Source organism: Streptomyces sp. ME19-01-6, from assembly GCF_033793745.1.
Lineage (GTDB): Bacteria > Actinomycetota > Actinomycetes > Streptomycetales > Streptomycetaceae > Streptomyces.
The window spans coordinates 598,957-621,453 of the sequence record NZ_JARAXF010000003.1; the positions used below are offsets into that span (position 1 = coordinate 598,957).

The following is a 22,497-nucleotide window of genomic DNA, read 5'->3' on the forward strand; positions in this document are numbered from 1 at the left end:
CGAGGGAGGACCGAGCGCCCTCCCCCGGTCGGCGCGGTCAACGGAAGGCGGCGGCGTTCTCCGCGGCCCACTGCCGGAACGGCCTGGCCGGGCGGCCGGTGATCCGCTCAACCGTGTCGCGCGCCTTCAGCAGTTCCTCGTTGACGTCCCCTCCCATCAGGTCGAGCACCGCGCTCGCGGCCTCATCCCCCAGGAACGCGGCCATGTCGCGGTGGGCCTCCCCGCGGCTGATCTCGGCGAACGGCACCTCCCGTCCCAGAGCGGCCGCGACCTCTTCGACCTGCCGCCGGGCCGTGACCCGTTCCGGCCCGGTCAGCGCGTACGTCCGGCCGCGATGCCCCGACTCGGTCAACGCCACCCGAGCCACCGCCGCGATGTCCGCGGGGTGGATGGTGGGCAGCCCGATGTCCGCGTACGGCACGCGGACCGTTTCGTGCCCGCGGATCGCTTCCGCCCACCACAGGGCGTTCGACGCGAACTGCGTCGGCCGCAGGATCGTCCAGGCCATGCCGCTGTCCTGGAGCAGCCGCTCGACAGCGAGGTTCTCGCCGGCGGGAGCCAGGTGCGGATGGGTCTGGACGGTGATGGACGACACCAGCACCACATGCTCCACACCGGCCTGCCGAGCGGCCTGGAGGATGTCGGCATCCGGCCCCATCCGCGACACCAGGAACAGCGACCGCACCCCGTCCAGCGCGGGCCTCAGCGAAGCGATCCGCGCGAAATCACCCTCGACGGCCTCGACCCCCGCCGGGAACGCGGCCCGTGCGGCGTCCCGGGTGAGCCCTCGCAATGGCCCCGCAGCGTGCTCTCGCAACTCCCTCAGCAGCGCACTTCCTATGTTTCCGGTCGCTCCGGTCACGAGGATCACGGGCACACTCTCCTGTTCGCCAGACGGTGATCAATCCGGCGTGAACGCTAAAACCTCAACCTCGCTTCAGGTCAACTCGAGGTTCCTGTCAGGGACTTGACAGGAACATTGGTCTGGACCACCGTGGATCACATGCCTCAGGGGCCCCTGAACGCGTCAGCGCACCACTTCCCCCCACATCCCCCCACGCCCGGAGGCACCCGTGGCACGCGCACGATCAGGTACGTTCACCCAAAAACTGCTCGGCGGCATAGCGGTAGCGACCCTTGCCACAAGCGGACTGACAGCCGCCAACACCGCGGGCGCGGCGGAGAAACCCGTCGGCGCCGCGGCCGTCCCCGAGCACGCGGTCACCGGGTACTGGCAGAACTTCGACAACGGCGCGGGCGTGCAGAAGTTGGGCGACGTCCAGGACGAGTACGACATCATCGCCGTAGCCTTCGCCGACGCCACCACCACACCCGGCGCAGGCCGCGGGCACCTCCGTCATCATCTCCATCGGCGGCCAGAACGGCACAGTCTCGATCAGCGACGACGCGTCCGCCGACGCCTTCGCCACCTCCGTCACCAAGCTCATGGACGAGTACGGCTTCGACGGCGTCGACATCGACCTGGAGAACGGCCTCAACGCCACCTACATGAGCAAGGCGCTCAAGGCCATCCACGCCAAGAAGAGCGACGTCGTGGTGACGATGGCGCCGCAGACCGTCGACATGCAGTCGCCGCGGAACGAGTACTTCAAGACCGCCTTGGCGATCAAGGACTTCCTGACGGTGGTCAACATGCAGTACTACAACAGCGGCTCCATGCTGGGCTGCGACGGCAAGGTCTACTCCCAGGGCTCGGTCGACTTCCTCACCGCCCTCGCCTGCATCCAGTTGGAGAACGGCCTCGACCCGTCCCAGGTCGGCCTCGGCGTCCCCGCCTCCACGCGCGGCGCGAGCTCCGGGTACGTGGACCCGGGGGTCGTCACGGCCGCGCTGGACTGCCTCACGAAGGGCACCGGCTGCGGGTCGTTCAAGCCCTCGAAGACGTACCCTGGGCTGCGCGGCGCGATGACCTGGTCGACCAACTGGGACGCGGCGAACGGCAGCGCCTGGTCGAAGGCGGTCGGGCCGCACGTCCACGGTCTGCCGTAGGGCCCGCCCGTTCGAGGGGGGACCGAGCGCTCCCCCCCCTCGAACGGGGATCGGGAAGTGCCAACCGTGATCATGTCGTCAGTGGGTGGCCTTACGGTCATGGCCATGGATCTACAGGGAAAGTCCATCGTATTGATGGGGCGGTTCCACAAGCTGCCACACGCCACGGCGAAGGCCGGGCTGGAGGCGTTGGGCGCGCGGGTGTCGAGTTCGGTTTCCGACCGAACGGATCTGGTCTTCGCCGCACATGACGTGGCAGGCCGCAAGATCGGAGCGGCGACCACACGCGGCATTCCGGTCTATGACGCGAAGGCGTTGCGGGCCGTGCTCAAGGGGGCTGCCAAGCCCTCGGCGGGCGGTGAGTCCGCCACCGGCGAGGCGGGGACCTTCGCGGATCACACGTCGCTGACCTCGGCCGCCGACCCGGCCGCGCTGCTGGGGCTCCTCGAGGAAGCGGACTGGTCCGCCTTCGCAGCCGAGCGGGATCTGCCGCCGCTCCGGGCCCGGTTGCTGGAGCTCGAGCGCACGGACGGGGTCACCGAGGCGCATCGCTTCGCCACCGAGAGGATTCGCGCCCTCGACGACACACGGCTGCAGCATCCGTACGGCCACATCACGGAGATCGAATCGTCCGCCGTCAGCCCGTGCGGACGCTATCTGGCCACCGGAAGCTGGGTCGGCGACGACTACCACCGCGGTGGTGCGTTGCAGATCTGGGAGGTCGCCAGCGGTCGCTGCGTCAACACACTCAGCCGCATCGACGGCGGCGTCGGCTGGCCCGACTACGACGACGTCATCCAGTGGTCGGACGACAGCACCCGCGTCGGACTCGCCTACAACACCAATCAGGTGGGGGTGTTCGACCCCTTCGGTACCGCCACCTACAACACCTGTCCGCTGGCCAGTGCCTCGGTGACGGATGGGGCCAGTCGGCCGCCGACGTGGGCGCTGGCGCCCGATGGTCGGCGCGCGTACGTCTCGACCGGATCCCCCTGCGCGGTCAAGGGCTGCGTCGTCCCGCTCGAGGCGGGCCATCTGTACTGGCTGCCCGCCTACGCACCACCCTCGCACCCGTACCTGCTCACCGAGACGCTTCCCGAAGAGTTCGAGAACGAGGACGCCGAGCTGTGGCTGGATGACGGGGTCGGTTGGTCACGGGACGGCACCCGGCTGTACGCGTATCACGCTCGGCACAAGCGGGATCTGGTCATCGACCTGGCCACCAAGCAGGTGGGCTGGGCGACTGAGGAAAAGGAACCCGAGGCGGTCACGGGGAAGGGCGGCTCGGGCGGAGTGCGGGTCTCCGTGGACTCGACCCGTGTGACCTTCCGCCGGCCCGACACCGGAGGAGCATTGGGCGACTTCACGTTCCTCCGCGAACCACCGGGCCCCCGGCTCCTGGAAGACGGTTCCGTGTTCGAGCGGCACAACGTCAACTTCGCGCTGGACGACCACACCTGGTGCGCGGCCTTCGAGGAAGGTGTGGTCATCGCGCCGCCGGACCGCAGGGAAGACCTGGAGGCGGTGCTGACCTGGTCGGTCGACCGGCGGTTCGCCTGGCCGGTGCGGTGGGGCGGGCTCGATGTCGTGCCGGACGTGCGGACCGCCGCCGACCGGCTCGGGGAGGACGGCCTCGGCTACTACGTCCGGGAGTACGTCGAGGAGCTCGAAGCCGCCGAAGCCGCGCGGACCACGGAAGCGGCGCAGGGCAACGCGGCGGCCCAGGGAATCGGGGCGTGGCCGCCGCCCAACACCGCGACGATGGACGACCTGTTCTCGGCCGTGAAGGAATCCGTCTCCGGGCTCGGGAGCAACTGGGACTTCGCGGTGAACGAGTATCTCAGCGACGCGGCCCGGCTCCGGGCGCGGCGGGGGGAGCCCGAAGGCGCCGCGGAACTGCTCGAGGCGATACCCGGTGCGGACGAGCGCGTCGTGGCCTCGGCTCAGGTGGCCATGATCCTGGCCCGCGCGGGACGGACCGAACAGGCGCGTGCCGTCTTCGCCTTCGCCGAGCCGAGGGCGGAGGCGGCCCTCGGAAAGCGCAACGTCGCCAACGTCGCCTCCTCGGTGGCCGGCGCCTACCACGCCCTGGGCGACACTGCCGCCGCCGACGCGTGGTTCGCCCGCGCGCGGGAAGCCATCGAGCCGGAAATCAACCCATGGGAGAACCGTCTCGCGGTCATCTGGGCGCTCACCGAGTGCGGACGCGTAAACGAGGCCCGGTCGATATGGACGTCCTCCGAGGACCGGCCCAACAGCTTCAGCTCCGAGCCGTGGCTGCTCTGTCTGCTGAGCACCGACCGGCTCGACATCGCGGAAGAGTTCCTCGAGGCGTGCGTCCCGCCCCGGGACCGGCCGTCGAGCATGATCAAGGCACTGGTCGAGCTCGGTCGGCCCGATCTGCTCCGCTCGTGGCTCTCCGACTCGTGGTACATACCGGACGAGGCCTACGAGCGTGCCCAGGCGATCGCCGACGGCGCCCCTCGGCCGTCCCTGCCGCCGACGCCGACCGAGGAGGACATCGCGGCCCTCGCCGAAGCGCACGCCGAGCTGCTCAAGACGCCCCGCGCCAAACGCGAGAGGCCGACCGAGAAGCTCATTGAGCAGGCTGCGGACTGCGGGCACCTCGGCGCCGTGCTGGACCTGCTCGGCGACCTTCCGGCGCATGATTTCAACGACCGGCCGAAAGCCGCGTTCTCCGCGCTGTGGCGCGCCGCCACAGGCCACTACCAGGCCCGGTGGTGATGCCCGCCTGACTCCGCGGCCTCTCTGGCGGGCTACCGGAGGCTGTCGAGCCAGCGCACGATGGCCGCGGTGGCCCGGACGTTGGACCCCAGGTGGCGGGAGCCGTTGTAGTCGACGGCTCCCAGGTCGACGACCGGCGCGGCCACGCCGTGGCGGCGCAGCACCGCCTCGCAGTGCGCGGTGTTGGCGACGGTGGCCTGCTCGTCGCCGCTCGCCATGTAAAGGCGGACCGGCACGCGGGGCGCCCAGTCGCACACGTCGTCGGTGGTGCGCAGGGCGGCGGCCATGGGGCCGGTCGGGTGGCCGAGCAGGTCGCGGCCGTGGGCGGTGAGCAGCTTGTCGAGGGTGGCAGGGGTGCCCTCCATGAGCTGCCGGCCGGTGTGGGCGCCGTCGAACAGGGCCTCGATGGTGTCGGCGTACGGCGCCTGGAACACCTCGGCCGGGCTGTCGTAGAGGTGGTGCAGCCGGTTGAAGGCGACCAGGGTGTAGGCCGCGTACAGCACGCTCGACTTGGGTTCGAGCTCGCCGGCGAGCAGCGCGGGCAGCTCGGCGCCGCCGAAGTCGTACGCCCCGCTGACCGGGGCCAGCGCGCCCAGCCGGAACCAGCGGTCCTCGCCGGACTGCAGGGCCCTGGCCAGGCCCAGGGCCGCCGAGGCGCCCTGGGAGAAGCCGGTGACCGCCACCTCCCGGTCCAGGGTGCGGCCGGTGCGGGGCGCGAAGGCGCGGGCGGCGCGCAGCAGGTCCAGGGACGCGGTGGTCTCGGAGGGGACGTCCATCCAGGGGTGCGGGCCGGGGCCGAGGCCCATGCCGAGGTAGTCGGGGGCGACGGCCGCGTGGCCGGCGGAGGCGTAGGTGATCGGCGGCGCGGGCAGGAAGCCGCCCGTCTGCATCGACGGCGAGTCGTTCTTGTGGCTGCCGGTGCCGTGTGCGAAGGACACCGGGCGCAGCCGGCCCTCGCGGCCGCGCGGCAGGACCAGCAGCCCGCTGGCGGTGGTGGGCCGGCCGTACGGGTCGACCGTGCGGTACACCAACTGGTACGCGTCGACGCCGTACCGGACGGTGCCGGTGTCGAACTTGGCGGAGGTCAGCCAGGTGGTGACGTCGTCGGGCTTCTCCAGCGTGTAGAGGAGATCGAAGGACACCAGGGTGCCCCGGCCGGATCGCGAAGCCGCGTCGGCCGCCACTCCCGTAGCCCCGGCCGTCGTGCCGCCGGGGGCGGCGGCCAGGGCCGGGGCGGCGGATCCGGCCAGCAGCAGCGCGGCGCACAGGGCCGCCACCCGGGTGCCGGTCCTGGCGCCTGTTCGGGTACGCCTCGATCCGGTGCGGCGTGGCGAGTTGCGCATGAGGTCCCCGTCTCTGTTGTCGATGATCAGCGATGAGGACCTCAGCCTCGCGCGGGGCGCTCCCGGGGCGCACTGGTGCCGGCCCCCGGGTTCATGCTGCGCCCGGCCCCCGGTCCGGCCTCGGGAAATCCCGCTGGCGCGGGCGTGGCGGACCGGGGTCCGGGCGCGTACGCGGGCTACGGCTTGGGCAGTTCACACCCCGCCAGGTTCAGATTGATCTTGTTGCCGGCGGCGACGCACTTGGTGATGCCGTAGGTCTCCTGGGCGTAGTTGATCCCCTGGCGCACCGTCACGTTCCCGCTCGCGTCGACCTCGCACGGGTTGTTGAGGGTGCACCGTCCGCCGTCCTCGTTGCCCGTGTTGTTGATGGCGACGACCTTGCCGGTGGCGGAATCGACCACGGGCGAGCCCGAGGTTCCCCCGATCGTGTTACAGGCGGACGTATAGCGGACCGAATCCTTCCAGGTCCATTCATCCTCTTTAAGACGGTAGACAAACCCGTCGATATTGCAGGAGTAGATCTTCTTCCAGTAGCCGGAGACCACTTTGATGCCAGTGCCCTGGACCGGGTGGCTGTCCGACAGTTGCAGTGCCTTGATGCCGTACGTCTGCTGGATCTGGGCGTACGTCGAGCTCAGCTGGTACAGCGACACATCGGTGTCGGTCATCGTCGCGTACGCGATCTTGGTGGCCCGGAGCGTGCCGACGCCGCTGCCGGAGCTGCCCAGCAGGGTGAAGCTCCGGGTGGACGCCTTGTCGACGATCACCTGTCCGGCGCCCGGCATGCCGCTCTCCAGGCAGTGCCCGTTCGAGAGCACGAACGCGCGGTCGCTGTCCGCCGAGTTCGGCATCCGCACCACCGAGCCGGAACAGTTGCTCAGCGCCACGGTGCCCGCGAAGTCGACCGCCTTGGCGCGGGGCGCGTTCGAAGCGTCCGGATCGGCCGCAACGGCCGGGGCGGCGCCCGCGGCGGCGAGGCCCGCGCCGCCCAGCAGCAGCGCGGACAGCGCGCCGATCAGAGGTCTGCGCATGTGGTTCCCCTCCCATGACGAGGCTTCGGACCGCGCCGCGACCGGTCATGTCGCGGCGGCTCGACCCGGAGCCGTACGAATGTTCTCTCGGCTTCGACCATTTCCCACCCTTGACCATGTCATGCGCATGGCCGAACACTGGCGCAGCAGTCGCTCGCCTCAGACCACCCCCCAGGAGAATTCATGCGACTTCGCATCCGCGGCAGACGGGCCACCGCCCTCACCGCCCTGCTGACCCTCGCCCTCGCGGCGCCCGTCGCGGCCCAGGCCGACGGCCCGGACTCCGCGCCCACAGCCGCCACCACGGCCGCCACCTCGGCCGACGAGAGCGTGCGGCAGTACGAGATCGCGGGCCCCGCCACCCCGGCCGAGCGCTCCTCCGTCGCGGCCACCGGCGTGTCCATCGACGAGGTGGACGCCCGCTCCGTGGTGGTCACCGCCGACGCCGCCCAAGCCCGCAAGCTGCGCTCGCTCGGCTATGAGCTCAGCCCCCTGGCCACCCCGCCGGCCCGCACCGAGGGCCGGGCCGTCCGGCCCTTCGACTTCCCGTCCGCGGACGGGAAGTACCACAACTACGCCGAGGCCAACACCGAGATCAACGCCGCGGTCGCCAAGTACCCGAGCATCCTGAGCAAGCGGGTCATCGGCAAGTCGTACGAGGGCCGCGACATCGTCGCGCTGAAGATCAGCGACAACGTGGCCACGGACGAATCCGAGCCCGAGGTCCTGTTCACCGCCCACCAGCACGCCCGTGAGCATCTCACCGTCGAGATGGCCCTCTACCTGGTGCGCGAGTTCACCCAGGGCTACGGCAGCGACTCCCGGGTCACGGGCCTGGTCAACAGCCGCGAGATCTGGATCGTCCCGGACGTGAACCCGGACGGCGGCGAGTACGACATCGCCACCGGTTCCTACCGCAGCTGGCGCAAGAACCGCCAGCCCAACTCCGGCTCCTCCAGTGTCGGCACCGACCTGAACCGCAACTGGGACTTCAAGTGGGGCTGCTGCGGCGGCTCCTCCGGCTCCACCGGCTCCGAGACCTACCGCGGCGCCAAGGCCGAGTCGGCCCCTGAGGTGAAGGTCGTCGCGGACTTCGCGCGCAGCCGGGTCGTCGGCGGCAAACAGCAGATCAAGGCTGCCATCGACTTCCACACCTACAGCGAGCTGGTGCTGTGGCCGTTCGGCTGGACGTACAACGACACCGCGACCGGCATGACGCAGGACGACCACGACGCGTTCGCCGCGGTCGGCAAGAAGATGGCCGCGAGCAACGGCTACACGCCCGAGCAGTCGAGCGACCTGTACATCACGGACGGGACGATCGACGACTGGCTGTGGGGCTCCCAGAAGGTCTTCGCGTACACCTTCGAGATGTACCCGAGCTCCAGCGGCGCGGGCGGCTTCTACCCGCCCGACGAGGTGATCGAGCGGGAGACCGCCCGTAACCGCGACGCGGTGCTCCAACTCCTGGAGAACGCGGACTGCATGTACCGCTCCATCGGCAAGGAAGCGCAGTACTGCTCCTGAGCCATACGGAACAACGCGGGCGCCGTCCCGGCGGGGAGACCCGCCCGGACGGCGCCTCGCGAAGTGGAGTCCACCGAGACGGTCCACTCGACCTTGCCCACCGCGTCGTCACGCCGCATTCGTCAGACACCATCATGAGGGGTCGCCGACCGGTGGGGGCTCGGCGAAGGCGCCGGCGGATGCGGCGAGGGCGGCGGTTCTGGCCGCCTGGTCGGGCAGGTGCGGGTCGGGTGGCGTGCGGAGAAGCACCAGCTGGTGGTACAGGGGCGCGGTGGCCGCGATGAGCAGGCGCCGGGCGTCGGTGCGCGGCGGGAGTTCGCCGCGCCGGACGGCCCGGCTGACGACGATCTCGCAGCGGGCGTACCGGTCCTCCCACAGCCGCCGTTGGGCATGGTCGGCCTTCTCGGAGCGGAACGAGGCGGCGATCATGGCCGCCACAATCGGCGGCTCCGCGGTCAGCGCGTCCTGGATCTCATGGTTCAGCGCCGCCAGGTCCCCTCTCAGGGAGCCGGTGTCCGGGGGCTGCCAGGCGTCGTCGCTCGCCGCGTCCAGGACGTCGGCGAGCAGGCCGCCGACGTCGCCCCAGCGCCGGTACACCGTGGCGCGGTGCACGTCGGCGCGGGCGGCGACGGCCTCCATGGTGAGCCCGTCGTAACCGCGCTCACCCAGCTCCGCGAGGACCGCGTCGAGCACCTGCGTACGGATACGGGCGGTACGGCCGCCGGGGCGGCGCCGGGGCGGTGGCGCCGGCGGGGCGCCCTCCGGTCGTGGTGCTGGGTGAGTCATCGCTCATAGTCCGGTTGCTCGGTGGGACGGCGTCGTGGCACTATCTTAAAGTAACAGCTGTCGCACTAATGGAGTCGTCGATGCTCTTCCGAAGCGTTCACCCGGCCGTGCGGCCCTTGATGGCCGCCTCGTCTTCGAATGCTTTGGAGTGCCCGCATGCCCACACAGATCACGGCGCTCGCCGTCAGCAAGTCCTTCAACGGCAGGCTCGTCCTTGACTCGGTGACCTGCTCGCTCGCCGCGGGTGAGCGCACCGGGATCGTCGGTGAGAACGGATCCGGCAAGACCACCTTGCTGCGTCTGCTCGCCGGGCGTGAACGGCCCGATCAGGGCGAGGTCGTCGTCCAGGCCGCCGGCGGCGTCGGCTATCTGGCCCAGGACGGGCGGCTGTCGCCGGATGCGACCGTCCAGCAGGTCATCGACCGGGCTCTGAGCGATCTGCGCGCCGTCGAAGAGCGGATGCGCCGTCTGGAGGCGGCCATGGCCGAGTGCGACGAGTCGGTCCTGGCCGAGTACGGCGAGTTGATGACGGTCTTCGAGCTGCGCGGCGGCTACGACGCCGACGCCCGCGTGGAGCGTGCCCTGCACGGACTCGGCCTGGGGCTCGTGAGCCGTGACCGTACCGTGGGCGGTCTCTCCGGCGGAGAACAGGTCAGGTTGCGGCTGGCGGCCGTCCTGGCGGCCGCGCCGGAGGTGCTGCTGCTGGACGAGCCGACCAACCATCTCGACGAGAGCGCCCTGAGCTGGCTGGAAGAACACCTGCGCACCCGGCGGGGCACCACGGTGGCGGTCTCCCACGACCGGGCCTTCCTCGAACGCGTCGCCACCAGCCTGCTGGAGGTGGATGCCGACCGGCGCCGCGTCGTCCGGTACGGCAACGGCTACACCGGCTACCTCGCCGAGAAGGCGGCGGCCCGGCAGCGCTGGGCCCAAGCGCACGACCAGTGGCGGGCCGACACCGATCGGCTCCGCGAGGCCGCCGCGACCACCGCCCGCCAGGTGGCCCCCGGCCGTGCGATGAAGGACGGCAACAAGATGGCCTACGACCGGGCGGGCGGCCGGGTGCAGCAGTCGCTGGCCAGCCGGGTGCGCAACGCCGAGGAACGGCTGCGCCGCCTCCTGGCGAACCCGGTCCCGCCCCCGCCGGAGCCGCTGCGCTTCACTCCCGTCCTGCGGACCCGTCGCCTGCGGGGCGTCGTGCTCGGCGCCGCTGACATCGCCGTCACCGACCGGCTCGAGAGCACGAGCCTCACCGTCACGGCGGGCGAGCGCCTGCTGATCACGGGACCGAACGGAGCGGGCAAGAGCACCCTGCTCCGCGTCCTGGCCGGAGAACTCGCCCCCGACCGCGGGAGCGTCACCCGCCGCGGCAGGGTCGGCTACCTCCCCCAGGAGCCGCGCCCCGGGGCACCGGACGAGACCCTGCTGGCCGCCTTCGCCCGCGGCCGGGCCGGTGAGGCCGCCGGGCACGCCGAACGGCTGCTGTCCCTCGGCCTGTTCGACCCCGACCAGCTCTCGGTGCCGGTCGGCCGGCTGTCCACCGGGCAGCGGCAGCGTCTCGCCCTGGCGCGCATGCTCAGCGAGCCGTCAGAGGTCCTGCTGCTCGACGAACCCACCAACCATCTGTCGCCCGCCCTGGTCGAGGACCTGGAAGCCGCCCTGGCCGACTACCACGGCGCCCTCGTCATCGTCAGCCACGACCGCCGGCTGCGCCGGCGCTGGCGGGGCGCCCACCTGGCCATGCGGCCGACACCGGCGTCCGCCGCCAACGTCTGACGCCCCCGAGCCCGCGAACCCCCGCGCAGGAAGGAGATCTTGGTGATGCCGACTGTGCCCGCCGACCCGACCGTGGTGCATCCGATGCCCGGGCAGCCGCGGGTGGTGCTGCTGAAACCGCTGGTCACCTCACCGCTGATCGAGGTCGGGGAGTTCTCCTACTACGACGATCCGGATGACCCGACCGCCTTCGAGACCCGCAACGTGCTGTACCACTACGGGCCGGAAAAGCTGGTCATCGGGAAGTTCTGCGCGCTGGGCGAGGGCGTGCGGTTCATCATGAACGGCGCCAACCACCGCATGGACGGCCCCTCGACGTTCCCCTTCCCGATCATGGGCGGTTCCTGGGCCGAGCACTTCGACCTCATCACCGGCCTGCCCGGCCGGGGCGACACCGTGGTGGGCCATGACGTCTGGTTCGGCTACCGGGCCATGGTGATGCCCGGCATCCGCATCGGCCACGGAGCGGTCATCGCCTCCGGGTCCGTCGTCGTCGACGACGTCCCCGACTACGGCATCGTCGGCGGCAACCCCGCCCGCCTCATACGCCGCCGCTACAGCGACGCGGACATCGACCGACTCCTGGCTCTGGCCTGGTGGGACTGGCCGCTCCAGCACATCACCGAACACCTCCGCACGATCATGTCCGGAAGCGTCGACGACCTGGAGAACGCGGCGCCCGCGCTTCCGCACCGGTGATCCGCCCGCATTCCAGCCCTTCAGAGTTCCAGCACGTCACCGTTCCAGCACGTCACCGTTCCAGCACTTCGGAGTCGAGCCATCAGCATGCCTGCTTCGTCCCACCACCACCCTTCGCCGGCTGGCTTCGCGGCCATGCCGCCCCGCTCACCCACCTCGACCCGGCGGCGCCGCTCGATGACCTGGAGCCGCTGCGCGACATCATCGGCGACGCGCGCGTCGTCGCGATCGACGAGCACTCCCACTTCATCGACGAGTTCTGACCGTCCGACAGAATCTCGACTACTTCGCCACCGTCCTGGAACCCGGCCGTGCGGCCGCCGAACGCCGCCGCGAACACGCGCCATCGCCGACGTCGACCTCACCGCGCACAGCGACGTCCTCACCGGCAACCTCACGCGGCCGTCGTCGCCGCCGTGCCCTCCTGGTCCTCTCCCTCGGCGCGGCCGCCCTCCGCCGCCGCACGGCCTGAGCCAAGGGTGTCAGGTCAGACCGTCCAGCGCGCGGGCGATCGCGACCGCGGTGACGGCGTCGGCCCGGTTGTCGAACACCAGCCGGTGGCCGCTCGACCAGCGGCACACGTTGTTCTGTGCCTTCTCCCAGAAGCTGTCCCAGTCGGCGAGCTTGGACCGGTCCCGTGCGTAGCCACGTGCGCGGATACGTTCGCGGGCGGTGTCCGAGTCCACCTGGACCTGCACCACCACGGGCTCGACATGGCGCGGCCAGTGGTGCCGCTCGGCGACCTCGTCGAGGTAGTCGGGACGGGAGAAGTAGCGACCGAACGGGGCGTCCAGCACGACCGGCCGGCCCGTCGCCAGGTTGTCCCTGGCCAGATCCAGGATCGTCAGGTATTCGAGGTCCATCACCAAGGACTGGTAGTACGGGTTCAGGTCACGCTCGGCCCTGTCCGTACCCGCGAGTTCGAGGAGTGCTTCGGTGAAGCGGTTGCAGGCGGTGTCCTTGTCGATGTAGGCGGCGCCGGACTGCTCGGCGAGCAGCCGGGCCACGCTGGTCTTTCCGGACCCGGCCGGCCCGATCACGAAGAAGGCCCGGGGGATGGTCATATGCGGCTCTCATGGGGTGTTGGGGAACGGGGCGGGCCACGTCCGGCACCGCCCCGTGCCGTGTCAGGCCGAAGCGGCGGCCCGGCGGTCCTTGACGAAGAACAGGTAGGAGATGGCACCGACGAGCAGCAGCACTCCGCCGACGAAGAAGACCAAGGTGTAGTTGTTGTCCGTGGCGTCGAGGATCGCACCAGTGACGATGGGGGCCAGCGCCGCCCCGAGGAATCCGCCGAAGTTCTGAATGGCGCCCAAGGAGGCCACCTGGTGCGGCTCCGCCACATCGGAGGCCAGGGTCCACAGGCAGCCCATCGGCACCTGGGCGGCGAAGTAGCCGAGGGACAGCAGGGCGATCGCGAACGGGGTGCTCTCGACGTACGCCACCGGAAGGACCGCGGCGGCCGCGAGAACCGCGCCGCCGACAATGGGGACCTTGCGGGAGGTGACCGCGGAGTGGCCCCGGCGCATCAGATGACCGGAGAGGAGGCCGCCGAAGAGGACACCGGCGATGCCGCAGAGGTAGGGCAGGGAGGACAGCCAGCCGGTCTCCGCGAGGCTGAAGCCACGGGAGGTCTGCAGGTAGCTGGGCAGCCAGGTCAGGTAGACCCACACCGTGTAGAAGATGCCGAAGGCACCAAGGATCATGAAGAAGGTGTTCCGCTGCCGGAACAGCTGTCCCCAGCTCGCCTTCTCCTCACCCTTGCCCGCCCGGGCCTCGCGGGCCTCGGCCGCCGCCTGCTCGCCCTTGATCAGCGCCATCTCGCGCAGGGTGGGGTCCCGGTAGATACGCAGCCACACCAGCATGACCAGGATGCCCAGCGCGCCCACGGCGAGGAACATGCCGCGCCATCCGAAGTTCAGCATGAGGACGGTGAGGAGCGGCGGGGCGATGGCGTTCGCGATCTGCGATCCCGTGTTGACGATCGAGATCGGCAGGGCGCGCTCGTCCTTGGCGAACCAGGTTTCGTTGACCTTCAGGCTGGCCGTGAAGAAGGGGGACTCTGTCACGCCGAGGGCGACCCGGGCCGCGTAGAGCAGACCGAAGGAGTTGGCAGCCGCCGTGACCATGCCCATCAGCGACCAGAGCCCGGCCGCCCAGGCGTACATCCGCTTGGGGCCGAAGCGGTCGACGAGGTACCCGGCCGGGAGGTTGGCGATGGCGTACGGCCAGGCGAAGGCCGCGAGCAGCAGCCCCATCTCGGTGGAGTTCAGGCCGAACTCGTGGGAGATGGTCGTGTTGGCGACGCTCAGGGTGGCGCGGTCGAGGTAGTTGACGACACCGCCGATCACGAGAAGAGCCACCAGGACCCAGCGAACGCGGATCCCTTTTCTCAGGTCTGCGCCGTCCGTGTCGGGAGGGTCGAGCGTGAGGGATTGCTGGGCCATGGGGAGCTCCTCAGGGAACCACGTTGAGCGGTTGGGGACGGGTACGGGGACGGGACCCAGCCGGGACACGGGGACGGGACGCGGCCGGGGAACGCGGAATGGGGAACGGGACGCGGCCGGGAATCGGGGAGAGGGGCCGGCTCGCGGGCGGAACGGGGAGAGGGAGCGGCTCGCGGGCGTTAGGCCCGCGAGCCCTCGATGGCGCGCAGGATGGTCGAGGCGGCCTCGGTGACGCGCCGGTAGTCGCCGTCGGGACGGGCGGCCTTCGTGACGAAGCTGCCGACCCCCACCGCGACGACGCCGGCGTCGAACCACTCCTTCACGTTGTCCGGGGAGACGCCGCCCGTGGGCATCAGCGGTGCCTGCGGGAGCGGGGCCCGGACCGTCCGGACGTACTGCGGGCCGAGGAACTCGGCCGGGAAGAGTTTCACGATGTCGGCGCCCGCCTGCATCGTGTCGACGATCTCCGACGGGGTGAAGGCCCCGCTGACCGTGACGGCCTGGTAGCGGTTGGCCGTGGCGAGCATCGCCGGGTTCAGGTTGGGGCTGACCAGCAGCCGTGCGCCGGCCGAGACGCAGGTGTGTGCCGCCTGCTCGTCCAGCACCGTGCCGGCGCCGACGACGACCCCGTCGTCGGCGTAGCGGTCGGAGAGCTTCGAGATCACGTCCAGCGCGCCCGGCACGGAGAGGGTGATCTCCAGCGCCCGTATGCCGCCCTCGATCGCCGCTTCCGAGACCGCCAGCGCTTCTTGGGCGCTGTCCAGGCGGACGATGAGAAGCGCACCCGTACGGGTGATCGACTCCAGGGCTTTAAACTTTCCTATCATGGCGGAACACGCTAGAACACAGATTCACATTTTGTCACGACCTGAGCGAGGTGAAGTTAGGCTGATCGCCGCCGGTCCCCGTCGCCGAGCAATCGGGCGGACGCAGTGAACGAGGAGACGCATTGAGCAGGGCACCCCTGATCCCCGAGCAGCGCCATCAGGAACTCCTGCGCCTGCTGAGAAGCAGTGGACTGCTCAGCATCCGCGACCTGACCGCTCGGCTGAACGTCTCCCACATGACGGTGCGCCGGGACATCGCCGCCCTTGAGAAGAGCGGTCAGGTGATCTCGGTGCAGGGCGGGGTGAGGCTGGCGGACTGGACCGGCCACGCGCCGCCCCGCGAACGGGCGTCGCGGGCGGCACTGGAGATGCCCCGCAAGCGGGCCATCGCCGACCGGGCCGCGCGCCTCGTGGAGGACGGCATGGTGGTGTTTCTCGACGCGGGCACCACCTGCCAGTCGGTCGTGCCGTTCCTGGCCGCCCGCAGTGACCTCACCGTCGTCACCAATGACTTCCACGCCGTTCTGGCGCTCTGCGACCTTCCGTCCGTGCACACCATCCACACCGGTGGCGAGGTCGATGTGTCGAGCGGGTCGAGCAGCGGACCGCTCGCCGCCAGGACGATCGGCGCGCTGAACATCGACCTCTTCTTCCTGAGCGCCGGCTCCTGGGACCTGTCCCACGGCGTGACCAGCCACTCGACCGAGAAAGTGCTGCTAAAGCACGCGGTCATGGAGGCATCCTCCTCGGTCGCGCTGCTCGCCGATAGTACGAAGTGGGGCACCGTCGAGCGGTTCAACGTGACCGCCCTTGACAGGCTCGACACCATCGTGACCGACGAGGGGATGCCCTCCACGGTGGCCGACCGCATCGCGGAGGAGGGGCCGACCGTGCTGCGCGCGGACTGAGTGCTACTGGAGCACTGGATGACCAGTCCGATGCCGACGTCGAAGAAGACGGGGCGCCGTCCCTGCGGGGAAAACCGCCGGGCCGGCGCCTCCGGTCGTCTTCAGTACCGCTGTCGGCCGCCCGGGTAGCGGACAGGCTGACGGCACTCAGGCGCATCGGGAGGAAGTGGCTGCTCACCGAGCGCGTAGCACAGAGCCGCGTGCAACTGCTCCGCCTCAGCGGGGGTCAGCTTCAGTTCGGCGATGGCGCGATGCTGCCCTCCTGCGCCGATCCGTAGCGGCAGCGCGAGCCCGCCATCGTGCACCCGACGCAAGCCCCGGCCCGGAACGGGACCGATCTGCCAGTCAGTCACAACCGTCCCCAGCGCTTCCAGGCGCCGGATCCTCGTCCGGGCCGTCGCCTTCGCCGTACGAGGGCAGGCGGGCGCCCCTGCTCTCAGCGACCCGCAACACGTCGCGCAGCGCCTCACACAGCCGTTCCGCGAGGTAGCGCAGTTCTCGCGCGTCGGCCTTGGGGGCGTCCAGCAGCGCCCAGGCGTGATGGAGGAGATCCGCCCCCATGGACATCTGTACGGCCTCGATCGCGTCCGCGCGCCGACTCAGAGGGCTGTTCCCGTCGTCCGACGCCAGGTAACACGGCTTGCCGTCGGGGTCCGACCACGGCAGCAGGCGCAGACCGGTCATCGTGCCCATCCGGACACCTCCACGCCGTGGGTTACCGCCCGAGCCCCGGCCCGATGACAGCCGGACGGCAGTAAGGCGAGAAGTGCACTCACGCATGCGAGGAACCGCCCCATAGGGTCGCTCATGTTCATCAGCTCCATTCAGCTGGTGGGCCACGCCCTCGGGCCGGTGCACCCCGGTCGCGAGGGTTCCGCGTTTCTTCACGCTGTGTGGCGGATTCCTCACAGAATGGAGGCTGTTCTGGCTACGCTGCCAGCAGGGCGCGCCTGACAACGCACCTTTCAACTCGGGGAGTCAGCCCATGAAGATGGATCGAAGGCCACGCACACCCAGGGAGAAGTACGGGGAGGAGCTGCGGCTCCGCCGCATAGCAGCCGGCATGACGCAGGAGGCGCTGAGTGAGATCGTGGTGTGCTCCCCCACGCTGATCAGCCACTTCGAGGCGGGGCGCCGGTTGCCGAGGCCGGACGACGCGGTGCGGATCGACCAGGCGCTGGGGACGGACGGGTTCTTCGCGCGGTGGCTGGAGGACCTGGAGTCGAAGTTCGCCGACCACTTCGCGGTCGCGGCGGAATTGGAGCGGCAGGCGTCAGAGATTCGGTTGTACGGGCTCTCGCTCGTTCCTGGGCTGCTCCAGACCGACGCCTACGCACGTGCGGTGCTGCGCACGGCCAGCCCTAACTACCGCACCGAAGACCTTGACCGGCGCGTCGTCAACCGCATAGAGCGTGCCCGGATCCTCGATAATCCGTTGAGCCCCACTGTGTGGACCCTGTTGGATGAGGCAGTGCTCCGGCGCCGGGTCGGTGGACCGCATGTCATGGCAGAACAACTGTGCAGGATCTCGGACATGGCCGAGGATGGGCGATTGCGGCTGCACGTGCTGCCGTTCGGTATCGGGGCGCACGCTCTCATCGAGAGCATGGTCACCCTCATGAGCTTCACTGATGCCGCACCCGTGGCCTACGTCGAAGGTCTACGCACGGGCAACTTGATGGATGATCCGGCCCTGGTGAGTTCCTGCCAGTCAGCCTACGATCTCGCCATGGGCGATGCGGTGTCGCATCAGGAATCCCTGGCCCTGATCAAGGCTATAGCGGAGGAACACGAACATGGCCAGCACTGATCACACCGTCACCGACGCCTCTACCCTCACCGGCTGGTTCAAGTCCAGCTACAGCGGGCCCAGCAACGGCGACTGCCTCGAAGTAGCGCGGGGCCACGCCACCGTGCCCGTCCGCGACAGCAAAGACCCGCACGGCCCGGCGCTCGTGTTCGAGCCGTCCGCGTGGTCGGCGTTCGTCTCCGCCGTCAGGCGCGGGGAGTTCCCCACCACGAAGGCGGAGTTGATGACGGCCATGACGTAGGGCCGTTCGGAGGCGGTGCCGGTGGGGTTGAGGGAGTAAGCCACGCGACGTTCCAGGTCGCGGGTGGCGAAGACGCCATTGGTCCACCCGGGCAGGGAGCCGGTTTTGCCCCACACGGTGACCCCGTTGTCGAGCGTGACCCGCATCAGGCCGCCGGCGCTGAAGCAACTAATTTTGTTGATGCAGTTCGTGTTGGTCGGCGCGCTGGGCACATCGGGCACGGTGAACACCAGCTTCTGCAAGACGGGCGGGAGGAGTCGGCCGCGGAACAGGGCGGTCATGAACCGGTCGAGATCAGCGGCGGTGGAGATCATTCCGCCCTCGGCCCACGCCCAGGGGCTCTGCTCGGTCACCTCGTCCGTACCGACGTATACGCGAGCGTGCGGTGCGGCGATGGACATGTCATTCGACGAGGGGAGGCTGGTGTTCCGCAGTCCGAGCGGCCGGATGATGCGGCGGGTGAGTTCGTCGTTGAAGGTTCGGCCGGTCACCTTTTCGACCAGCAGGCCGAGGACGAATGTGTTGACGCCGTTGTACTGCTGAACACTGCCGGGCTTGGGCGGCTGCCCCGCCCCTTGGCTCTCGGCGGCTGCGAACGCATTGCGCACCACGTCCTGCGGTGACACGCTCTTCCGCCACCAATCGGGCCCGTCGACAGGCCCGGGTATGCCGGCCGGGGCCGGCAGGCCGCTGGTGTGGTCCAGGAGCTCGCGCACGGTGACCGTGCCGTATGCGGCCGGGATGAGATCGGGCAGATAGCGCCGGACGGGCACGTCGATGGCGATCCGGCGCTCGGCAGCCAGCTGGAGCACAACCGTGCTGGTGAAGATCTTCGTCACGCTGCCGATACGGAAGTGAGCGTCGCGGGAGACCTCCCCCGCGGTTCCGGTCCACGGCACCGCTTGGCCGTTCCCCGCCACCCTCACCAGTGCACCGGCGACAACCCGATCGGGCAGACGGGTGAGCAGATCTCGCATCGGTGCAGGATCGAACGAGTCGGCGACAGCCGCCCGTTGCGGAACCGCAGCAGACGCCATCGCGGCGGGAACGCACACACCTGCTGTGATAGCGGCGAGGGCGACGCCGGCCACGGCCAGGCGGCGGAGGGCGGAAGGGCGGTGGTGCATCGGGCTGCTCCCAGGGGTGGTGGCCACAGAGTCAGGAAACGGTGAACCGCCGGCAACTCTGCCTGGCCTGACATCAGGTGCCATCGGGGATCACCCTGAGCAGTCCCCGAGGCACCCCTGACAACCCCTCGCGACCTGCCGGCCACGCCCTAGATCACCAGGCTCAGCAGCCCCGCGACCACAAAGCCCGCGACCGACAGCACCGACTCCAGCACGGTCCACGACTTGAGCGTGTCCCGCTCGGAGATGCCGAAGTACTTCGCGACCATCCAGAACCCACCGTCGTTGACGTGCGAGGCGAAGATCGAGCCCGCCGAGATGGCCATGATGACCAGCGCCAGATGCGCCTGCGAGTAGTGGCCCTCGGTCAGCATCGGGGAGACGATCCCCGCCGTGGTGACGATCGCGACCGTCGCCGAGCCCTGCGCGACGCGCAGCACCACCGAGATCAGCCAGGCCAGCAGGATGACCGGCAGGCCCGCGCTGTCGAAGGCGTCGGCCAGCGCCTGGGCCACCCCGCTGCCCTTGAGCACCGCGCCGAAGACGCCGCCCGCGCCCACGACCAGCAGGATGTTGCCGATCGGCTTGAGGGAGGCGGTGGAGACGGTCTCCAGGGACTTGCGGGACCAGCCGCGCCGGATGCCCAGCAGGTAGTAGGCCAGCAGCAGGGCGATGGTCAGCGCCACGAAGGGGTGGCCGAAGAACTCGATCACCGCCGCGCGGCGGGGGGCCGCGCGGGGGGACTGGGGGTGCGGGTGCGGAGGTTCAGAGCGCTGGATTCCGGCCACGGTGGGGCGGCGGGCGGTCAGGCGGGGCCGCGGTGGCGGGCGGGGTGACGGGCGGTCGGGGACGGGGCCGGTGGCGGGCGGGGTGGCGGGAGGGCCGGCCCGCCCGCCACACGAGGGGGAGCAGCCGGTCGTCAGCCGAGGACGGCGAGCGCGTCGATCTCGACGAGCAGCCCGGCGGGAAGGCCGACGTAGACGGTCGTACGGGCCGACGGGGCCTCCTTCAGGTCCGCGAAGAACTCGTTGTAGATCTCGTTGAACTCGGCGAAGTGGGCGGTGTCGGTGAGGTAGACACGCACCATCACCGCGTCCTCCCAGCTCGCCCCGCCCGTCTCCAGGACGGCCTGCACATTGCGCAGGGTCTGCAGGCTCTGCTCGCGCAGCGTCGGCCCGACGGGGGCGGGCGCCTGGCCCGGGACCGCCGGGCCGAAGCCGACCTGTCCGGCGACCTGGAGGATGTTGCCCTTCTTGACGCCGTGCGAGAACTTGGCGGGCGGCGTGGTGTGGGTGTCCGGGGTGATCGCGGTCTTCTGGAGCTGCTCGCTCATGGGGTGGCTTCCTTGGTTCAGCTGTCGGTTACTTGTCTTCTACTTGTCTGCGGGGGCCGGCTCGTCCGGCGGGGCGCTTCCGGAGTACTCGCGGCTGATCGCGTCCGCGGTACGGCGCACCAGCGGCAGCAGCGCGAGCAGTTCGTCGGCCGAGACCACGACACTCGGCGCGGAGACCGAACACGCGGCGACGACCCTCCCGTCCGCACCCCTGATGGGTGCCCCGACGCAGTTGATCGACTCCTCGTGGCCGCCGAGATCAGTGGCCCAGCCCTGCTCCCGTACGGTCGCCAACTCCTTCAGGAAGGCGGCGGAGTTCGGGGTGGAGCGCGGGGTGTAAGCGGGGTACTGAAGCCTCTCGGCCACCGCGCGCCGCTCCGCCTCGGGCAGATCGGCCAGCAGCAGCTTGGCGACCGCGGCGACGGTGATGGCGACGGGCTTACCGATCCGCGAGTACATCCGGACCGGGTAGCGGCTCTCCACCTTGTCGATGTAGAGCACCTCGTTCTCCTCGTACACGGCGAGGTGGACGGTGTGCCCGCACCGCCCGTTGAGCTCGACCAGATACGGGTGGGCGATCTCGCGCACGTCCAGGTTCTCCACCGCCTGCTGCGCGAGCGCGAAGAGACGGGCGCCGAGCCGGTAGCGCTGGTCCTGCTGCCGGTAGACCATGCCGTGCTCGCGCAGGGTGCGCAGCAGCCGCAGCGCGGTCGACTTGTGCACGCCGAGCCGCGTGGCCACCTGCTCCAGGTTGGCCGGGCCCTCCGCCAGCAGCGGCAGGATGGTCAGCGCTCGGTCGACGGTCTGGCTCATGGGTTGGGTACCTCCGCGCATACGGTCCCGGCGTCCGTCCAGCCGGGGCCGAACCGCAGTGTGCCCCACGCGCCGGGGTCGAGGGCGACCAGGTGGTCGGCGCGCTCGCGCGAGGGCGGGGCGCCGAGGTCGCCGGGGACGGTGAGGGCGGCGGCGGCCATCAGGTGGCCGTGGCGCAGCCGATCGGCGACGGGCAGCCCGCGCAGGGTGCCGGACAGAAACCCGGCGGCGAAGGCGTCACCCGCGCCGACGGACGCGACCACGTCGACGTCCAGGGCCGGTTCGAAGGTGACCGCGTCGCCGCCGTCCGGCTGCCGGGCGTACGCCGTGGCGCCCGCGCTGCCCTGCTTCACCACCACCACCGCCGGCTCGGGCAGGGCCGCCCGGACCGCGTCCGCGCCGCGCAGCCCCCAGGCGGCCTCGGCCTCGTCGTCGCCGACGAAGACGAGGTCGCAGCCGCGGGCGAGGTCCAGAAGACACTCCGCGCCGCCGCCGCGCCACAGCGCCGTGCGGTAGTTGACGTCGAACGAGACGAGGGGGCGGCCCGGGGCGGGGGCGGTGAGCTCCCGCATCAGGGTGTGGCAGTCGGCGGAGAGGGCCGGGGTGATCCCGGTGAGGTGGAGGACGCGGCCCGACCACGCCCACTGCCGGGGCACCAGGCCCGGGGACATGGCCGAGGCGGCGGACCCGGCCCGGTAGTAGACGACCTCGGAGAGCGGCTGCGCCCCTTCGCCTTCGTCCCCCTCGACGAGCGCCCGCTCCCCCGCCGTGCGGAAGTAGATGCCGGTGGGGCGGTCGGGGTCGCGCTGGACGTATGAGACATCCACGCCTGCGGCGGCGATCTCCGCGACGAGGTGGTCCCCGAAGCCGTCCCCGCCGACGCGGCTGATCCACCGGGCGGTGTGCCCGCCGCGCGCGAGCCCGCAGGCGACGTTGGACTCCGCGCCGCCGATCCCCCGCGAGAACGTTGGCACATCGGCGAGCCGGCCCGGCTTGGACGGCCGGAAGGTGACCATCGACTCGCCGAGACACACGACGTCGACATGGAGGGCTGCGGACACGGTGGGGCTCACT

Annotated in this window: 19 protein-coding genes and 4 pseudogenes; 9 read left to right on the plus strand and 14 right to left on the minus strand. The window is 70.4% G+C overall.

The window, feature by feature from the left end:
• Positions 1–37: 37 nt before the first annotated feature.
• Positions 38–871 (minus strand): NAD(P)H-binding protein, encoded by an 834-nt coding sequence (locus PV419_RS09335; RefSeq protein WP_319687379.1) that lies wholly within the window; start codon positions 869–871, stop codon positions 38–40.
• Between the two features lie 202 nt (positions 872–1,073).
• Here PV419_RS09335 and PV419_RS09340 point away from each other — a divergent pair.
• Together PV419_RS09340 and PV419_RS09345 are read left to right on the plus strand one after the other, a co-directional pair.
• Positions 1,074–2,010, plus strand: a pseudogene (locus PV419_RS09340) (glycosyl hydrolase family 18 protein).
• A gap of 105 nt (positions 2,011–2,115) precedes the next feature.
• A complete protein-coding gene (locus tag PV419_RS09345) occupies positions 2,116–4,755 on the plus strand; it encodes a hypothetical protein (RefSeq protein WP_319687380.1) in 2,640 nt (879 codons plus the stop codon).
• Between the two features lie 32 nt (positions 4,756–4,787).
• Here the strand turns inward: PV419_RS09345 and PV419_RS09350 are convergent, their stop codons facing one another.
• Together PV419_RS09350 and PV419_RS09355 are read right to left on the minus strand one after the other, a co-directional pair.
• Positions 4,788–6,098, minus strand: a complete 1,311-nt coding sequence (locus tag PV419_RS09350) for a lipase (RefSeq protein ID WP_319687382.1) — start codon at positions 6,096–6,098, stop codon at positions 4,788–4,790.
• A gap of 176 nt (positions 6,099–6,274) precedes the next feature.
• Positions 6,275–7,129, minus strand: coding sequence for a serine protease (locus PV419_RS09355; RefSeq protein WP_319687383.1), 855 nt, complete (start codon positions 7,127–7,129; stop codon positions 6,275–6,277).
• Between the two features lie 183 nt (positions 7,130–7,312).
• Between PV419_RS09355 and PV419_RS09360 the strand changes: the two genes are divergently transcribed.
• Positions 7,313–8,656, plus strand: a complete 1,344-nt coding sequence (locus tag PV419_RS09360) for a M14 family metallopeptidase (protein ID WP_319687384.1) — start codon at positions 7,313–7,315, stop codon at positions 8,654–8,656.
• A 132-nt stretch (positions 8,657–8,788) separates the two neighbouring features.
• On the opposite strand, the gene PV419_RS09365 is transcribed toward PV419_RS09360, so the two are convergent.
• On the minus strand, positions 8,789–9,442 hold the full coding sequence (locus PV419_RS09365; RefSeq protein WP_319687385.1) for a TetR/AcrR family transcriptional regulator: 654 nt from the start codon (positions 9,440–9,442) through the stop codon (positions 8,789–8,791).
• Between the two features lie 156 nt (positions 9,443–9,598).
• Between PV419_RS09365 and abc-f the strand changes: the two genes are divergently transcribed.
• On the plus strand, positions 9,599–11,218 hold the full coding sequence (gene abc-f, locus PV419_RS09370) for a ribosomal protection-like ABC-F family protein (RefSeq protein WP_319687386.1): 1,620 nt from the start codon (positions 9,599–9,601) through the stop codon (positions 11,216–11,218).
• A 45-nt stretch (positions 11,219–11,263) separates the two neighbouring features.
• A complete protein-coding gene (locus PV419_RS09375; RefSeq protein ID WP_319687387.1) occupies positions 11,264–11,917 on the plus strand; it encodes a CatB-related O-acetyltransferase in 654 nt (217 codons plus the stop codon).
• Between the two features lie 20 nt (positions 11,918–11,937).
• On the opposite strand, the gene PV419_RS09380 is transcribed toward PV419_RS09375, so the two are convergent.
• Positions 11,938–12,156: a hypothetical protein gene (locus PV419_RS09380; RefSeq protein WP_319687388.1), complete on the minus strand. Its 219-nt coding sequence runs from the start codon at positions 12,154–12,156 to the stop codon at positions 11,938–11,940.
• A gap of 20 nt (positions 12,157–12,176) precedes the next feature.
• Here PV419_RS09380 and PV419_RS09385 point away from each other — a divergent pair.
• Positions 12,177–12,371: pseudogene (locus tag PV419_RS09385) on the plus strand (ABC transporter ATP-binding protein); the annotation flags it as partial.
• Between the two features lie 28 nt (positions 12,372–12,399).
• Here PV419_RS09385 and PV419_RS09390 read toward each other — a convergent pair.
• From PV419_RS09390 to PV419_RS09400, 3 genes are all read right to left on the minus strand, one after another.
• Entirely contained in the window at positions 12,400–12,981 is a 582-nt protein-coding gene (locus PV419_RS09390; RefSeq protein WP_319687389.1) for an AAA family ATPase, read from the minus strand.
• Positions 12,982–13,044: 63 nt separating this feature from the next.
• Positions 13,045–14,364 carry an MFS transporter gene (locus PV419_RS09395; RefSeq protein ID WP_319687391.1) on the minus strand — a complete coding sequence of 440 codons (1,320 nt, stop codon included), beginning with the start codon at positions 14,362–14,364 and terminating at the stop codon, positions 13,045–13,047.
• A 179-nt stretch (positions 14,365–14,543) separates the two neighbouring features.
• Positions 14,544–15,191, minus strand: a complete 648-nt coding sequence (locus tag PV419_RS09400) for a bifunctional 4-hydroxy-2-oxoglutarate aldolase/2-dehydro-3-deoxy-phosphogluconate aldolase (protein ID WP_319687392.1) — start codon at positions 15,189–15,191, stop codon at positions 14,544–14,546.
• 122 nt (positions 15,192–15,313) lie between these two features.
• On the opposite strand from PV419_RS09400, the gene PV419_RS09405 reads away from it, so the two are divergent.
• Positions 15,314–16,099 (plus strand): DeoR/GlpR family DNA-binding transcription regulator, encoded by a 786-nt coding sequence (locus PV419_RS09405; RefSeq protein WP_319687394.1) that lies wholly within the window; start codon positions 15,314–15,316, stop codon positions 16,097–16,099.
• A gap of 345 nt (positions 16,100–16,444) precedes the next feature.
• Here PV419_RS09405 and PV419_RS09410 read toward each other — a convergent pair whose 3' ends face one another.
• Positions 16,445–16,792 (minus strand): hypothetical protein, encoded by a 348-nt coding sequence (locus tag PV419_RS09410; protein ID WP_319687396.1) that lies wholly within the window; start codon positions 16,790–16,792, stop codon positions 16,445–16,447.
• 292 nt (positions 16,793–17,084) lie between these two features.
• Between PV419_RS09410 and PV419_RS09415 the strand changes: the two genes are divergently transcribed.
• A complete protein-coding gene (locus PV419_RS09415; RefSeq protein ID WP_319687397.1) occupies positions 17,085–17,909 on the plus strand; it encodes a helix-turn-helix transcriptional regulator in 825 nt (274 codons plus the stop codon).
• Complete coding sequence (locus PV419_RS09420) at positions 17,896–18,150, plus strand: DUF397 domain-containing protein (RefSeq protein WP_319687398.1); 255 nt, start codon at positions 17,896–17,898, stop codon at positions 18,148–18,150. Before PV419_RS09415 ends, PV419_RS09420 begins: the two co-directional genes overlap by 14 nt.
• Positions 18,151–18,164: 14 nt before the next feature.
• Here the strand turns inward: PV419_RS09420 and PV419_RS09425 are convergent.
• From PV419_RS09425 to PV419_RS09445, 5 genes and pseudogenes are all read right to left on the minus strand, one after another.
• Positions 18,165–19,361: pseudogene (locus PV419_RS09425) on the minus strand (serine hydrolase domain-containing protein); the annotation flags it as partial.
• A 65-nt stretch (positions 19,362–19,426) separates the two neighbouring features.
• Positions 19,427–19,993 (minus strand): annotated as a pseudogene (locus PV419_RS09430) (DUF401 family protein); the annotation flags it as partial.
• A gap of 203 nt (positions 19,994–20,196) precedes the next feature.
• Complete coding sequence (locus PV419_RS09435) at positions 20,197–20,610, minus strand: RidA family protein (RefSeq protein ID WP_319687399.1); 414 nt, start codon at positions 20,608–20,610, stop codon at positions 20,197–20,199.
• 39 nt (positions 20,611–20,649) lie between these two features.
• Entirely contained in the window at positions 20,650–21,423 is a 774-nt protein-coding gene (locus tag PV419_RS09440) for an IclR family transcriptional regulator (RefSeq protein WP_319687400.1), read from the minus strand.
• Positions 21,420–22,484, minus strand: a complete 1,065-nt coding sequence (locus PV419_RS09445; protein ID WP_319687402.1) for a sugar kinase — start codon at positions 22,482–22,484, stop codon at positions 21,420–21,422. Before PV419_RS09445 ends, PV419_RS09440 begins: the two co-directional genes overlap by 4 nt.
• Positions 22,485–22,497 lie beyond the last annotated feature (13 nt).